This is a genomic window from Prauserella endophytica, from assembly GCF_005146945.1.
Classification (GTDB): Bacteria; Actinomycetota; Actinomycetes; order Mycobacteriales; family Pseudonocardiaceae; genus Prauserella_A; species Prauserella_A endophytica.
This window is the reverse complement of record NZ_SWMS01000009.1, coordinates 135,093-150,048: the sequence shown is the minus strand read 5'-3', so window position 1 is coordinate 150,048 and position 14,956 is coordinate 135,093. Positions and strand designations below refer to the sequence as shown.

The window sequence follows — 14,956 nt, the reverse complement described above, 5'->3', positions numbered from 1 at the left end:
ATCGAGGGTGCCGCGAGGCACCACAAGACACATTTCACAAGGCTGTGGATAACCGGTCCGATGTGGATAACCGCGGTGAACGACGTGTCCGATTCCCGCCGGACCACAGCGCGGGAAAGAGCGAAGCTGTAGCCATGGAGCGAAGAATCGACCACAAGGTCGCGCTGGTGACGGGCGGCAGCCGGGGAATCGGTGCGGCGATCGCGAGCCGCCTCGCCGAGGACGGCGCCGACGTGGCACTGACCTACCAGCAAGACGAGGACCGGGCACACGCGGTGGCCGACCGGATCAAGGCGGCGGGGCGGCGGGCGCTCATCCTCCGCACGGACAGTGCCGACGAGGCAGCCGTGGCGGCGGCCGTCGACTCGGCCGTCACCGAGTTCGGCAGGCTGGACGTCCTCGTCAACAACGTCGGCAGATTTCCCGTGGCACCGCTGGAAGAACTCGACATCGCGGAGTTCGACCGGACCATCGCCGTCAATGTGCGCGCCCCGTTCGCCGCGGCAAAGGCCGCGGTGCGGCACCTGACCGACGGCGGACGGATCATCAACATCGGCAGCAACGTGGCCGAACGTGCGGTGTTCCCCGGGATGTCGCTGTACTCGCTCAGCAAAACGGCCCTCATCGGGCTGACGAAGGGACTCGGCAGGGAACTGGGGCCGCGCGGCATCACCGTGAACCTGGTCCACCCGGGGCCGACCGATACCGACGCCAACCCCGCCGACGGGCCGAACGCGGACACGATCCGCGGCTTCACCTCGCTCGGCCGTTACGCCCGACCCGACGAGATCGCCGCCGCGGTGGCCTTCCTCGCCGGGGACGGCGGCGCGTACGTCACCGGCACGGTGCTCAATGTGGACGGTGGCTTCAGCAGCTAGCGAGTGTCTCCAGCACCGCACGGGCCGCGGTGCCGAGCGCACCGCCCGGTCGTGGGTTGAACACACCGCGTTCGACGGCGCGCGCGAGCCTGCGCTCGGTACGGATCCGGCCGAGCAGGGGCACGCCCACGGCGTCAGCGACGTCGTGGGCGGTCAGCCCGTCGGGCGCGGGGCCGCGCGCGAGCACGCGCACCTCGCCGGTCAGCTCACCGAGCCGGGCGAGTACCCGGGTCGCCGCGACGCACGCCCGTACCTCGGCCGGCACCACCAGCGCCACCAGGTCGGCGCGCCGGAGCGCCTCCTCCGAGGCGGACTCGGCCTGCCGGGGCACGTCGCAGACCACCACCCGGCCCGCTCGCCTGCCCGCTTCGACGACGGCCGCGACCGCGTCAGCCGTCGGACCGGGCCCCTCGCGGTCGCACGACAGCACGGAAAGCCTTCCCTCGCCGTGCTTCCTGGCCGGAAGGGCGGCTTCCAGCGCCGACATCGACACCCGCCCCGACCGCACACGCAACTGCGGCCAGCGCACGCCCTCCGCGCGCTCGGACCCGAGCAGCAGATCGACGCCCCCGCCGAGCGGATCACAGTCGACGAGTAGCGCGGAACCACCGGTCCTCGCAACGCGAAGCCCCACGCTCGCGGCAAGCACCGACGCGCCCGCCCCGCCGCATCCACCGACGACGGCCAGCACCTGGCCCTTCCCCTGGCTCGGTCCCTCAGCGACGTCCGCGAACGCGGCGACCAGCGTGTCCTCGTCTTCCGGGAGGGCGACGACCTTCTCGACGCCGAGCACGAACGCTCGCTGCCAGGACGCCGGGCCGGGAGCGCCCTTGCAGACGAGCAGCACCCGTTCGCGACGCGGCAACGCTTGGCCGGGGTCGTCCACGAGAACGGAGTCGTCGATCAGCACGAGCGGGGCGTCCGCCCACGACTCCCGCGCCGCGTCGAGATCGCTCACCCACTCGCTCTCGCACTCCACCGCTGCCGCGATCCGCTGGATCTCGTCGGCAACGGCGTCGTCGCGCGCCACGACGAGCGGACGGTCGGCCTGCTGCACTTGCTACCCCCAAAACCCGGTTCCCGATCGCGTCCCACGGTCACGCGGCGCGCGGGGGCACGGCAAGCCCGAGTTCGCGAACCTGTGGACAACCGCCCCGCTGTGGACAACTCCGTGGATAAAGGGGCGGCCCCCGCCAGGGGGGAGGAGCGGGGACCGCCTGGGGTTCAGTCCCGGGGGGTCGGACTGAACCGGGGTCCGGCTGAACCGGACTCTTCAACTCTAACGCCGGCAACGCCGGTCTCGTGCCGCCGAGTACCGCAATTCGGTAACGGCGCGGAGGCTCCATTCCGTTGTCGCGGCGTGGCGGGAATCCCCTGCCTGACACCCATCGTCGCCGATCGCTCACTCGCCGGGTAACGGTGGCCGGACACCAGATCACTATGGTGGAACCGTGGCCGAACCCAGCAGCTCACCGCGGAGCACGTCAGGAGCACCTGCCTCGGTGGCGGCGTTCTTCGACCTCGACAAGACCATCATCGCCTCGTCCAGCGCGCTCGCGTTCAGCAAACCCTTTCTCCGCCAGGGTTTGATCAACCGGCGCGCGGCGCTCAAGAGCGCCTACGCACAGCTGATCTTCTCGCTGTCCGGAGCCGACGCCGACCGTACCGAGCGCCTGCGGGCGGCGATCTCGGCACAGTGCGCAGGCTGGGATGTGGCCCAGGTGCGGGCAGTCGTCAACGAGACGTTGCACGACGTCGTCGCTCCGCTCGTGTACGCGGAGGCCGCGGAGCTCATCGCCGAGCACAAGGCGCGCGGCGAGGACGTGATCGTGCTGTCCGCGATGGGCGAGGAAGTGGTGGCGCCGATCGCCGAGATGCTCGGCGCCACCAGGAGCATGGGCACCCGGATGGAGATCGTCGACGGCCGCTACTCGGGTGAGCTGGAGTTCTACTGTTACGGCGAGCAGAAGGCCGTGGCGGCGAAACGCTTCGCCGCCGAGTACGGCTACGACCTCACCGCGTGCCACGCCTACACCGACTCGAGCACTGACGTGCCCCTGCTGGAGGTGGTCGGGCACCCGCACGCCGTCAACCCCGACCGGGCGTTGCGCAAGCTGGCCGTCGAGCGCGACTGGCCCGTGCACTCGTTCACCAACCCGGTCTCGTTGCGCGCCCGTATCCCGGCGCCGTCGCCTGCCGTGATGGCGGTGGGGCTCGGAGTGGGCGCGGTGGCCGCGGGGGCGACGCTCTACGGATTGTCGCGGCGTCGCCGTAAGGACGCCCCGTAGACCACCCGCCCGGCGGCTTGTCCGGCTTGGTGTGTCACGGAAACAGACCTGCTCACACACGTGAAAGTCACTGGATCGCGGGTCTGTACCGGTGCACTTCACAGCACCCTTGAAGTGACGGCCATCACTCGGTAGAAAGGAGGTGCGGACATCGAGTCGGCCAGGGATCCGGCGAAGATAAGCCCGATCCACCCCGATCGATCTCCGTGCGCGGACTCCGGGCACCCACGCTGGGCACGCCGCGGGAGGCTTGTCGCCGAGGGACTGCGTACCGGGACGCCGGACGCCGAGACCCCATTGAGTGCGACACAAGTTGCAGCTTGGTCACCCGAGCAGTCCGCGCGAGCAGGCGGCGCCCGTTGACGCTCAGCGTCACGGGCGCCGCCAGCGTATGCGGCCGGTTTTCCGTCGGTAGTGCCGCCTTTCGGTCGTTGACCGGCTCCCGTTTCGTTAGTAGCTTTCCGGCGTCGGCGAGTTCTCGTGGAAATCCCACGAACGCACACGCCTTGGGAGGCTTTCCGTGACCATCCCCCGCGCCCGGCACAGGACGACGTATGCCAGGAAATGCGCCACCGCCTCGATCGCCGGACTGCTCGCGGTGACCGCGAGTGCCGTGCCCGCCGCGGCGGAGGACCCGCGGCCGGACAGCTGGGCCGAGGAGACGCTGAGCAGGCTGACCCTCGAACAGAAGGTGGGCCAGCTCTTCGTCGCCGACGTGTTCGGCAAGCGCGCGGACGAGGCCCACCCTTCGAACCAGGAGAAGTACGGCGTCGACACCCCCGCCGAGGTCGTGCGCCGCTACCAGGTCGGCGGCGTCATCTACTTCAACAACGCGGGGACCGACAACGTCGACGGCCCCACGCAGGTCGCGCGCCTCTCCAACGGACTGCAGCGCGCCGCGGTCTCGGCGGAGCCGCATGTGCCGCTGGTGCTGTCGATCGACCAGGAGGGCGGGCGCGTCACCCGCATCGGCGACCCGGCCACCGAGTACCCGAGCGCGATGGCGCTCGGCGCGGGCCGCGACGCCGACGGCGCCCGCACCGCCGCCGCGATCAACGGCGCCGAGCTGCGCGCGATGGGCATCGCGCAGGACTTCGCGCCGGACGCCGACGTGAACTCCAACCCGCTCAACCCCGTGATCGGCTCGCGGTCCTTCTCGGCCGATCCCACGCTGGCGAGCGAGCTGGTGGCCGCGCAGGTGGAGGGCTACCAGAACTCGGGCAGCCCCACTGAAACCGTGTCCGGTGCGGCGAAGCACTTCCCCGGCCACGGCGACGCCGCCACCGACAGCCACACCGGCCTGCCCACGATCGAGCGCACGGAACAGGAGTGGCGCGAGATTGACCTGCCGCCGTTCCGGGCCGCGATCGACGCGGGCGTCGACTCGATCATGACGGCGCACATCGCGGTGCCGAGTCTCGACCCGTCGGGCGATCCGGCGACGCTGTCGAAGCCGATCATCGGCGGCCTGCTGCGCGAGGAACTCGGCTACGACGGTGTCGTGGTGACCGACTCGCTGCAGATGCAGGGGGTGCGCGAGCTGTACTCCGACGCCGAGATCCCGGTACGCGCGCTGGAAGCCGGGGTCGACCAGATGCTGATGCCGCCGGACCTGGGCGTCGCGATGGAGGGCGTGCTGGACGCGGTGCGCGGCGGCAGGCTCACCGAGGAGCGGATCGACCAGAGCGTGCTGCGGATCCTGGAGCTCAAGGCCAAGCGCGGGATCGTGGAGAAGCCGTTCGTGAACGAGCGGGCGGTGGAGCGCACGGTGGGCAACCCCGAGCACCTCGCGCGGATCCAGGAGGTCACCGACCGGACGACGACCGTACTCCGCAACGACGCCGGCGTGCTTCCGATCGCCGAGGCGGGCAAGGTGCTCGTGACTGGCTGGAACCGGCCCGACTACCCCGGCTATCCGGCCGAGCCGGTCGACGCTCTCGCCGACGCGATGGGCCCGTTCGCGACGCCCCTGCCCACCGGCACCAACCCCGACGCGGCGGCCATCGACCGTGCCACGGCCGCTGCTACCAGCGCAAACGTCGTGATCGTGTTGACGAACAACTTGCGCGGCAGCGAAGGCCAGCAGGCGCTCGTCGAAGAACTCATGGCCACCGGCAAGCCCGTCGTGGCAGTGTCGGTTCAGGAACCGTACGACCCCGGGTACGCGGATGTGCCGGCGTGGGTCGCCACTTACGACTGGCGGAGCGTGACCATGTCCTCCCTCGCGAAGGTGCTCTTCGGCGAACTGTCGCCGCAGGGCAGGCTTCCGGTGACGATCCCGGCCGGGGACGACCCCGGCACGGTGCTCTACCCATTCGGCCACGGACTGACGTGGTGATGGTCAACAGGCGGCTCTTCCTCGCCGCGAGCGCGCTGGCGACCCCGATGCTCACCACGGGATCGCAGCTCGCCACGGCCGCGCCGATCCCGCAGGCTGGCAGGGTCACGCCCGGCGCCGACGTGCTCGCCGCGGAGGGCTGGCAGCGCCTCGCCGGGCGAAAGGTGGGCGTGCTGTCCAACCCCACCGGTGTGCTCGCCAGCCGCGACCACATCGTCGACTCGCTGGTCGCTGCCGGGATCCGGCCGGTCGCCGCGTTCGGTCCCGAGCACGGGTTCCGGGGCAGCGCGCAGGCGGGCGGTTCCGAGGGCGACTACGCCGACCCGCGCACGGGCGTTCCCGTCTACGACGCGTACGGGGCCACGGCCGACTCGCTCGCCGCGATGATCACCAAGGCGGGTGTGGACACGGTGGTGTTCGACATCGCCGACATCGGCGCCCGCTTCTACACCTACATCTGGTCGATGTACACGGCGATGGCCGCCGCCGCGCGCACGGGCGCCGCGTTCGTGGTGCTGGACCGGCCGAACCCGGTGGGCGGCAAGGCCAGGGGGCCGATGCTGGACCCCGCGTTCAGCTCCGGCGTGGGGCTCAAGCCGATCGTGCAGCAGCACGGCATGACCGTGGGGGAGCTGGCCCGCCTCTTCGACGCCGAGTTCCTGCCTGACGACGGCGGCAGCCTGGAGTCACTGGAGATCGTGGAGACCCAGGGCTGGCGGCGTTCCCAGCTCTTCGCCGAGACCGGCCTCGTGTGGACGCCGCCGAGCCCGAACGTGCCGACCGAGCAGACCGCGCTCGTCTACCCGGGCACGTGCCTGTTCGAGGGCACGGTTTTCTCCGAGGGGCGCGGCACCACGCGACCGTTCGAGATCGTGGGCGCACCCGGTGTGGACTGGCGGTGGCGTGAGGCGCTGACGGAGGAACACCTGGCCGGGGCGAGCTTCCGGGAGACCTACTTCGTGCCGACGTTCGGCAAGTTCTCCGGCGAGACGTGCGGCGGGGTGCAGCTCAGCGTCACCGAACCGCACGCCTTCGACCCCGTCCGCACTGCCGTCGCGATGCTCGTGACGGCCAAGCGGGTGCATCCGCGGCTGTTCGGCTGGCGGCCGGACAACTTCATCGACAAGCTCGCCGGCTCGGCGCGACTGCGCACGATGGTCGACGCGGGCGCGGGCACCGACGAGATCGTCGGGGCATGGCAGGGGGAGCTCGCCGAGTTCGAGCGCAGACGGCAGGAGTACTTGATCTACCGATAGGTGGGGACGATCGTGCGGGGGAGAATTGCGGCGCTGGCCGCGGTCATGGTGCTCACGGGAGCGACAGCGATGGCTTCTGCCCTTCCTGAGGACGGCGGGCGGTTCGACCGCCCGAGGGAGGGCTTCGCCCCCGCGTCGACCGTGCTGATGGAGGCCCTGCCGGAGCAGGCGGGGCTGGACCCCGAGCCGATCAGGGCCGCCGAACGGCAGCTCACCGGCTGGACCCGGGCCGACGCCGCCGACGGGCATCCGCTGTTCTCCGGGGCCGTGGGCTTGCTCGTACACAACGGCCTGATCGTCGACACCCACGCCACGGGCGGCGCCGTGCGCTACGCCGACGGCAGCGGGCGGGAGCTGCCGAGGTCGGAGCAGGTGCCGATGCGCGTCGACACGATCTTCGACATGGCGTCGGTGACGAAACTGTTCACGTCCATCGCGGTGATGCAGCTCGTGGAACGCGACCGCGTGGACCTCGACGCGCCCGTCGCCCGCTACCTGCCCGAGTTCGGCGTCAACGGCAAACGGTCGATCACCGTCGAGCAGCTGCTCACCCACACCTCGGGGCTCGAACCGTTCCTGCTGCTGTGGCGCGACTGGCCGGACAAGGCGTCGCGCATCAAGGCCGTCATGAACGTCGCGCCGCAGAACGAACCCGGCAGCACCTACACCTACTCCGACCTCAACCTGATCACGCTGGGCGTGCTGGTCGAGCGGCTCACCGGGTCCACGTTGGACAGGGTGGTGGCCGAACGGATCGCCCGGCCGCTCGGCATGACCGACACCGGCTTCAACCCGCCCGCGTCGAAACGCGACCGCATCGCCGCCACCGAGTACCAGACGGAGCCGAGGCGGGGCATGATCCGCGGCGAGGTGCACGACGAGAACGCGTGGGCGCTCGGCGGCGTCGCCGGGCATGCCGGGGTGTTCTCCACGGCGACGGACATGGCCGTGCTCGGCCAGGCATTGCTGAACGGCGGAACGTACGCGGGCGAGCGGATCCTCAGCGAGGCGAGCGTGCGCGCCATGTTCACCAACTACAACGTCGACTTCCCCGGTGACGACCACGGGCTCGGCTTCGAGCTGAACCAGCTGTGGTACATGGGCGGGCTCACGTCCAAGGTCACCGCCGGGCACACCGGATACGCCGGAACGTCGTTCGTCGTCGACCCGAAGTCCCGCTCGATCGCGATCCTGCTGACCAACCGCGTGCATCCCAGTCGCGAGTGGGGCTCGATCAACGTGGCCCGGCAGGCGTGGGCGACCGCGCTCTCCCGTGCGATGGCGGTGCTGCCGGCCGAGGGGCGCACGTTCTGGTTCAGCGGACTCGGCGACGACAGCACCGCAACGCTGACGACACGGCCCATTACGACGGGTGGCCGTTACACGTCGGTGCGGTTCTCGGCCTTCGTCGACTGTGAGCAGACGGACCCGCTCGTGCTCGAGGCGAGCACCGACGGCACGACGTGGAAACCGGTCACGGTCACCGCGACGGGTCCCGGCGCACCGCGGGAGGCCGTCCCTTTTCTGGCCGGAACCGATCACCGCGCGTGGTGGTCCGTGCGCGCGGAGCTTCCGCGCGCTGAAAATCTCACTCTTCGTTGGCGATTCACAACAGATGGGAACTACACGGCCCGCGGTGTGGCCATCGACGCCATCGAGGTGGCCGACGCAGAAGGCACTCTGCTGGACGGGGAGCGGAGCCCCGACGCGTTCGACGCCGTGGGCTTCTCGTTGCACAGCCGGTAATTAGTTGCGAAGTCGTTAGCCTGGGGAGGTTAACGACCACGACCCGGTTGGCGACTTTCTCAGCAACTACGAAGCAGCAGCACGGGACGTGGGAACACTCTCAGGTTGCGATCATTCCGAAAGGTGTGGGTAACCTTGTCGCAGATGCCTACGGTTAGTAAGTTTCCCACGATGAGTGTCCACCCTGACGACCAGGACGTTCCGGAGCCGTCTCCCGACGGTCCCGAGGCAGCCGTCGGCCAGGGTCTCGACGCGGACGCCAGCCCGCTCGTGCGCATCCGCTCGCTACTCCCGGGCCTGGCGCGGGCCGAGCAGCGCGTGGCGAAGGTCGTGCTCGACGACCCTTCGGCCGTCGCCCGGCGCAGCATCACCGAGGTCGCACTCGCCGCGAACACCAGCGAGACCACCGTCACCCGGTTCTGCAAGGCCATCGGGGTCGGCGGTTACCCGCAGCTGCGCATCGCGCTCGCCGCGGACACCGCCCGGTCGGCCGCACGCTCCACGCGCAACCTCGGCGGCGACATCACCAGGGAGGACGACCTGGCCTCCGTGGTCAGCAAGGTGAGCTTCGCCGACGCGCGCGCCGTCGAGGAGACGGCGGAGCAGCTTGACGTCGCCGAGCTGGAGCGCGTGATCGACCTCCTCGCCGCGGCGGGCAGGGTCGACGTCTACGGCGTCGGCGCGAGCGCGTTCGTCGCCGCGGACCTTCAGCAGAAGCTGCACCGCATCGGGCGCATCAGCTTCGCCTGGTCGGACACGCACATCATGCTGACCTCCGCCGCCGTGCTTAAGGCCGGTGACGTGGCCGTGGGCATGTCCCACACCGGCGCCACCACCGACACCGTCGAGGCGCTGCGCGTGGCGAGGGAGCACGGCGCGACCACGGTGGCGGTGACGAACTTCCCGCGCTCGCCGATCACGGAGGTCGCCGACCACGTGCTCACCACGGCGGCCCGCGAGACCACGTTCCGTTCCGGTGCGACGGCCAGCCGGATCGCCCAGCTGACGGTGATCGACTGCCTGTTCATCGGGGTCGCGCAGCGGCACATGGACGACGCCGTCAGCGCGCTCGACGCCACCCGCGACGCGGTGGGCACCCACCGGCTCGGGGTCAGACCCGACGGCAGGAGGCGGCCGAGGGACACCGGCAAATGAGCGACGCGGTGGATACGGCTGCGCGTTCCGACAGCAGAACTGCGAAGACGGTGAGGCCAATGACAACCAGCCGCAGGATGGTCGGTGCGGTACCACCCCAGGTGGTGCACGTCGACTCGCCCACCGAGCAACGCAACCCCCGCACCACGGACATCGACCAGATGTCCACCGCGGGCATTCTCACGGCGATCAACGCCGAGGACAGCCGTGTCCCCCGCGCCGTGCACGCGGTGCTGCCGCAGCTCGCGACGGCCGTCGACTACGCCACGGAGGCGCTCCGTGGCGGGCACCGCGTCCACTACGTGGGCGCGGGCACATCCGGCAGGCTCGCCGTACTGGACGCCGCGGAGCTGGTGCCCACGTTCAACGTGCCGCCCGACTGGTTCGTGGCACACCACGCGGGCGGGGAGCGCGCGCTGCGCCACGCCGTCGAGAACGCGGAGGACGACGAGAGCGCGGGCGCCGCGGAGCTGAGCTCCACGGTGGCGGCGGGCGACTTCGTGCTCGGGCTGACCGCGTCCGGCCGCACGCCCTACGTGCTGGGCGCGGTGCAGGCCGCCAAGCGGCGCGGCGCACGGACCGGGCTCGTGTCCGGCAACCCGGGTGCGCCGAAGCCGCCGGGTGTCGACGTGCTGATCGCCGTGGACACCGGACCCGAGACCATCGCGGGCTCCACCCGCATGAAGGCGGGCACCGCGCAGAAGATCGTCCTCACCGCCTTCTCCACGGCGACGATGGTCAAGCTCGGCCGGACCTACTCGAACCTGATGGTCAGCATGCGTGCGACGAACGCGAAGCTGCGGGGTCGCACGCTGCGCATCCTGCAAGAGGCCACCGGGCTCAGCGCGCAGGACTGCGACGAGGCACTGACCAAGGCGGACGGCGATCTGAAGGTCGCACTCGTCCACCTGCTGTCCGGAGTGGACGTCGCCGCGGCGGGCAAGGCGCTGGCCGCGACCGACGGGCACGTCCGCAAGGCACTGGAGTCCGTGCGGGCGCGGGCCTCTTAACCGGCTCAGGAGGCGGCGGCATCGGCGATGCTCGTCGCCTCCCGCGCTCCCGCCTCGAACGCCTCGCACGAGAACAACAGCCACTGCCGCACGCCCTCGGGCTCGCCGCTCGCGAACCCCCCGGCGGCCTCGTGATAGCGGCCGGTGCGCCGGAAGTAGGCCACCTCGGGCACGGTCAGCGCCTTCGGGTCGAGACCGGTCGCGATCATGGTCAGCCTGGCAGCGGCACGCGCGACCACGCCGTCGGCCGAGCCGAACGGCCGCAGCGTCAGCAGTTCGCCGTGCACCACGGCGGTCAGCACCGGCCCCGGCACGGCCGTCGCGCCCGTGACGAGCTGGGCGAGCAGCTCCAGCCGCGCGCCGACCCCCGCGCCGGTGCGGGGCCTGCCGAGCGCGTCGGCGTCGGCGGTGAGGTCGGCGGCCGCGAGCACGTGCATCCTCGCCAGCGCCTGCAGCGGCGCCCGCCGCCACGTCGGCAGCAGCGACTCCGCGGCCTCGGCCACGCGCAGGGCGCCCGCCAGCACCGGGTCGGTCACGGCACCCTCGTCGGGCAGGTCCGGGTCGGCGCCCTCGGTGCCTGCCGACGCTCGGGCCGCACGCACCGATGCCTCCGCCGCGGTGGCCGATCCGCCGCGCAGGTTCGCGCGGTGCCGGTGCACCGCGAAAATGGCGTCCTGCGCGGTCTTGGCGGCAGTGGCGACGCCGTCGAGCTCCAACAGAGGCGCGAGCGGGTCCGTCATGCGTCGAGCACCTGGCCCTTCTTCTCGACCACCGGCGGCAGCGTCGACCACGGGAAGTTGATCCACCTGTCGGTGCGCCGCCACACGTACTCGCACGCGACCGCCGACGTCGGCTTCTCGTAGACGACGGCGCAGCGCACCTCGGCCACCTGGTCGGCGCAGAAGTCGCGAACCAGCTTGAGCGTGGCGCCGGTGTCGGCGACGTCGTCGGCCACGAGCACGGTGGCACCGGCAAGGTCGACAGCGTTGGGCACCGGCGGCAGCATCACCGGGAGGTCGAGCCGCTGGTCGACGCCCGTGTAGAACTCGACGTTCATGACGTGCAGGTTCTTCACGTCCAGCGCGTACCCGAGCGCGCCCGCGACGAACAGGCCGCCGCGCGCGATCGACAGGATGAGATCGGGCCGGAACCCGCTGTCGGCCACCTGCGTCGCCAGCTCACGGCTGGCCGTGCCGAACAGTTCCCACGTGAGCTCCTCGCGCTCAGCCATCCGCGCCGTCCCTTTCGCCTACTACCGGGTACGACGAGCATAGGCAGCGCCCGTCAACCGCTTGTCAGCCGCTCGTCGCCCGCTCCTTGTCGCACCGGCAACCTGGCTGCAACCTTCTACATGCCGTACTAACGTCACTACGGACGCCGCCACGATTCGCGTATCAGGAGGCCAAGCACCATGACAGAGCAGTCGCCGGCACTCGACAACCTGTTGACCGAGAGCCGGACCTTCCCTCCGAGTGAGGAGTTCGCCGCGAACGCCAACGCGACCTCCGAGTGGTATGCGAAGGCCGACCAGGACCGCGACGCCTTCTGGGCCGAGCAGGCCGAACGACTGCACTGGGACACGAAGTGGACCCAGGTCGTCGACTGGTCAGACGCTCCCTTCGCGAAGTGGTTCGTCGGCGGCAGGCTGAACGTGGCGTACAACTGCGTCGACCGGCACGTCGAAGCCGGGCACGGCGACCAGGTCGCCATCCACTGGGTCGGCGAGCCGGGCGACACGCGTGACATCACCTACGCCGAGCTGAAGCGCGAGGTATCCAAGGCCGCGAACGCCCTGCTCTCGCTGGGCGTCTCCGCCAACGACCGCGTCGCCATCCAGCTGCAGATGATCCCCGAGGCGATCGTCGCCATGCTCGCGTGCGCCCGGATCGGCGCGCTGCACAGCGTGGTGTTCGGCGGCTTCTCGCCGAGCGCGCTGCGCCAGCGGGTCGACGACGCGCAGGCCAAGGTCGTGATCACCTCCGACGGGCAGTACCGCCGGGGCAAGGCCGCGCCGATGAAGGCCAACGTCGACGAGGCGCTCGCGGGCGCCGAGAGCGTCGAGAAGGTCGTGGTGGTGCGCCGCACCGGCGACGACCTGGACGGCGAGGTGCCGTGGACCGATGGCCGCGACCTCTGGTGGCACGAGCTGGTCGACGGGCAGCCCGACGAGCACACGCCGGAGGCGTTCGACTCCGAGCACCCGCTCTACATCCTCTACACCTCGGGCACCACGGGGAAGCCGAAGGGCATCCTGCACACCTCGGGCGGCTACCTGACGCAGGCCGCCTACACGCACCACGCGGTGTTCGACCACAAGCCCGGCGAGGACGTCTACTGGTGCACCGCCGACATCGGCTGGGTCACCGGGCACTCCTACATCGTGTACGGGCCGCTCGCCAACCGTGTGACGCAAGTGGTCTACGAGGGCACGCCCAACACCCCGCACGAGGGCAGGCACTGGGAGATCGTCCAGAAGTACAAGGTCTCGATCTACTACACCGCGCCGACGCTCATCCGCACGTTCATGAAGTGGGGCGCCGACATCCCCGCGAAGTACGACCTGTCGTCGCTGCGTGTACTAGGTTCCGTGGGCGAGCCGATCAACCCCGAGGCGTGGATGTGGTACCGGGAGAACGTCGGCGCCAACCGCTGCCCTGTCGTCGACACGTGGTGGCAGACCGAGACCGGGGCGATCATGATCTCCCCGCTGCCCGGCGTCACCCACGCCAAGCCGGGCTCCGCACAGCGGCCGCTGCCCGGCATCTCCGCGAAGGTCGTGGACGACAAGGGCGAGGAGGTCGGCAAGGGCGGCGGTGGTTACCTCGTGCTCGACAAGCCGTGGCCGTCGATGCTGCGGGGCATCTGGGGCGACGACGAGCGCTACCGCGACACCTATTGGTCCCGGTTCGCCGACCAGGGCTACTACTTCGCCGGTGACGGCGCGAAGTACGACAACGACGGCGACGTGTGGCTGCTTGGCCGCGTCGACGACGTGATGAACGTCTCCGGGCACCGGATCTCCACCACCGAGGTGGAGTCGGCTCTCGTTTCGCACCCGACGGTCGCCGAGGCGGCCGTGGTCGGCGCGACCGACCCGACGACGGGGCAGGGCATCGTCGCGTTCGTGATCCTGCGCGGCGGCGTGGAGGATCAGGCGGGCGGCGAGGAGGCCATCCAGGCCCTGCGCAACCACGTCGCGAAGGAAATCGGGCCGATCGCCAAGCCGAGGCAGATCATGATCGTGCCGGAGCTGCCGAAGACGCGCTCGGGCAAGATCATGCGCCGGCTGCTGCGCGACGTCGCCGAGAACCGGGAGGTCGGCGACGTGACGACGCTGGCGGACAGCTCGGTCATGGACCTCATCTCCAGCGGTCTCAAGTCCGGCAAGGGCGACGAGTAACTCGACAGCGCAAGCGAAAGCGGCCTCCACCCGGCGTGGGTGGAGGCCGCTTCTCGTTGTGCGCTCAGCCGATCAGCCGATCAGCCGGTCACGTCCAGGTGGCCCTTCACCGGGGTCGGCACCGGGGCCATGCCGTCCTTGTCGGCCTGCGAGCCGGAGCCGCCGTTCGAGTCGTCGCCGTTGTCGCCACCGTTGTCGCCGTCGTCGTCACCGGGCGTCGTCGGCGGGGTGGAAGGCTTTCCGCCGTCGTCGTCAGCCTTCGTGCAGGTCGCCGACGCGAGGTCGAGGCTCTGCAGCTTGTTGACCTTGATCGAGATGGCAGTGACGGTGGTCGAGCCGTCGTCGTTGGTGACCTGCTTGTTGAGGGTGACCGAGGCCAGGCCCGGCACCTCGATGGCGGTGTTCGGGGGAGCGGCCACGTCCAGGGCGATCCCGGCGACCGACGCGCCGGCGACCGACGAGGACGCCACGCCGTCCTCGCAGTTGGCCTCGATGGCCTCGGCGGCGACGAGCGGCTGCGAGAGGCCGAGGCCGAGGTCGGGCAGCGCGTTGAGGCTCACGCGCAGGTCGGCGATGCTCGACTTGGCGTAGCCGTCACCGGCACGCGCGTTGAGCACGCCCAGGCTCAGCAGGTTCTGCGGCACGTCGAGCCTGACGACCGACTCCTCCGTGGCGCCGTTCGTGTCGTCCACGTACGGCGTCGGGGCGATCTTGAGCAGACCGTTGGCGGAGATCGCGAAGGCCGAGTTCTCGCCACCGGTGGCCGAAGCGGTGGGGGCGAGCAGGACACCAGCGGTCAGCACGGCCGAAAGGGCGCCGACACCGGTCACGGCCAGTCTTCTCTTGGACAATGAACTACCCTTCAAAGAAATTGCGTACAATTAC

12 protein-coding genes are annotated in these 14,956 nt (G+C 70.4%); 8 read left to right on the top strand and 4 right to left on the bottom strand.

The window, feature by feature from the left end; all coding sequences use genetic code 11:
* Positions 1 to 134 precede the first annotated feature (134 nt).
* The gene (locus tag FCN18_RS18095; RefSeq protein ID WP_112264948.1) at positions 135 to 878 is read left to right on the top strand and encodes a glucose 1-dehydrogenase; all 744 of its coding nucleotides are present in this window, start codon (positions 135 to 137) and stop codon (positions 876 to 878) included.
* Here FCN18_RS18095 and ssd read toward each other — a convergent pair.
* Complete coding sequence (gene ssd / locus FCN18_RS18090) at positions 868 to 1,935, bottom strand: septum site-determining protein Ssd (RefSeq protein WP_137095668.1); 1,068 nt, start codon at positions 1,933 to 1,935, stop codon at positions 868 to 870. The genes FCN18_RS18095 and ssd overlap by 11 nt on opposite strands.
* A 394-nt stretch (positions 1,936 to 2,329) precedes the next feature.
* Here ssd and FCN18_RS18085 point away from each other — a divergent pair, with 394 nt between their 5' ends.
* The 6 genes from FCN18_RS18085 (at position 2,330) to murQ (ending at position 10,671) form a co-directional block, all read left to right on the top strand.
* A complete protein-coding gene (locus FCN18_RS18085) occupies positions 2,330 to 3,166 on the top strand; it encodes an HAD-IB family hydrolase (protein ID WP_112264952.1) in 837 nt (278 codons plus the stop codon).
* A 520-nt stretch (positions 3,167 to 3,686) separates the two neighbouring features.
* The gene (locus FCN18_RS18080; RefSeq protein WP_137095667.1) at positions 3,687 to 5,504 is read left to right on the top strand and encodes a glycoside hydrolase family 3 protein; all 1,818 of its coding nucleotides are present in this window, start codon (positions 3,687 to 3,689) and stop codon (positions 5,502 to 5,504) included.
* Entirely contained in the window at positions 5,501 to 6,760 is a 1,260-nt protein-coding gene (locus FCN18_RS18075) for an exo-beta-N-acetylmuramidase NamZ family protein (RefSeq protein ID WP_113641320.1), read from the top strand. The genes FCN18_RS18080 and FCN18_RS18075 overlap by 4 nt, the downstream gene beginning before the upstream one ends.
* Positions 6,761 to 6,829: 69 nt before the next feature.
* Positions 6,830 to 8,506, top strand: coding sequence for a serine hydrolase domain-containing protein (locus FCN18_RS18070; protein ID WP_228714027.1), 1,677 nt, complete (start codon positions 6,830 to 6,832; stop codon positions 8,504 to 8,506).
* A gap of 144 nt (positions 8,507 to 8,650) precedes the next feature.
* On the top strand, positions 8,651 to 9,661 hold the full coding sequence (locus tag FCN18_RS18065) for a MurR/RpiR family transcriptional regulator (protein ID WP_407675781.1): 1,011 nt from the start codon (positions 8,651 to 8,653) through the stop codon (positions 9,659 to 9,661).
* Between the two features lie 59 nt (positions 9,662 to 9,720).
* The gene (gene murQ, locus FCN18_RS18060) at positions 9,721 to 10,671 is read left to right on the top strand and encodes an N-acetylmuramic acid 6-phosphate etherase (protein WP_228714025.1); all 951 of its coding nucleotides are present in this window, start codon (positions 9,721 to 9,723) and stop codon (positions 10,669 to 10,671) included.
* 5 nt (positions 10,672 to 10,676) lie between these two features.
* On the opposite strand, the gene FCN18_RS18055 is transcribed toward murQ, so the two are convergent.
* Together FCN18_RS18055 and FCN18_RS18050 are read right to left on the bottom strand one after the other, a co-directional pair.
* Positions 10,677 to 11,411 carry a Fic family protein gene (locus FCN18_RS18055; protein ID WP_137095666.1) on the bottom strand — a complete coding sequence of 245 codons (735 nt, stop codon included), beginning with the start codon at positions 11,409 to 11,411 and terminating at the stop codon, positions 10,677 to 10,679.
* Entirely contained in the window at positions 11,408 to 11,902 is a 495-nt protein-coding gene (locus FCN18_RS18050) for a phosphoribosyltransferase (protein ID WP_113641258.1), read from the bottom strand. The genes FCN18_RS18055 and FCN18_RS18050 overlap by 4 nt, the downstream gene beginning before the upstream one ends.
* Before the next feature lie 180 nt (positions 11,903 to 12,082).
* Between FCN18_RS18050 and acs the strand changes: the two genes are divergently transcribed.
* Positions 12,083 to 14,071: an acetate--CoA ligase gene (gene acs, locus FCN18_RS18045; RefSeq protein ID WP_112264962.1), complete on the top strand. Its 1,989-nt coding sequence runs from the start codon at positions 12,083 to 12,085 to the stop codon at positions 14,069 to 14,071.
* A gap of 80 nt (positions 14,072 to 14,151) precedes the next feature.
* Here the strand turns inward: acs and FCN18_RS39120 are convergent, their stop codons facing one another.
* Entirely contained in the window at positions 14,152 to 14,922 is a 771-nt protein-coding gene (locus tag FCN18_RS39120; protein WP_158303137.1) for a choice-of-anchor P family protein, read from the bottom strand.
* Between the last annotated feature and the right edge of the window lie 34 nt (positions 14,923 to 14,956).

Excerpts from the sequence above, each read along its gene's own strand:
- FCN18_RS18095 (WP_112264948.1), top strand. The coding sequence starts at position 135 with ATGGAGCGAAGAATCGACCACAAGGTCGCGCTGGTGACGGGCGGCAGC.
- FCN18_RS18070 (WP_228714027.1), top strand. The coding sequence starts at position 6,830 with ATGGCTTCTGCCCTTCCTGAGGACGGCGGGCGGTTCGACCGCCCGAGG.
- FCN18_RS18065 (WP_407675781.1), top strand. The coding sequence starts at position 8,651 with ATGCCTACGGTTAGTAAGTTTCCCACGATGAGTGTCCACCCTGACGAC.
- murQ (WP_228714025.1), top strand. The coding sequence starts at position 9,721 with ATGACAACCAGCCGCAGGATGGTCGGTGCGGTACCACCCCAGGTGGTG.
- FCN18_RS18055 (WP_137095666.1), bottom strand. The coding sequence starts at position 11,411 with ATGACGGACCCGCTCGCGCCTCTGTTGGAGCTCGACGGCGTCGCCACT.
- FCN18_RS18050 (WP_113641258.1), bottom strand. The coding sequence starts at position 11,902 with ATGGCTGAGCGCGAGGAGCTCACGTGGGAACTGTTCGGCACGGCCAGC.
- acs (WP_112264962.1), top strand. The coding sequence starts at position 12,083 with ATGACAGAGCAGTCGCCGGCACTCGACAACCTGTTGACCGAGAGCCGG.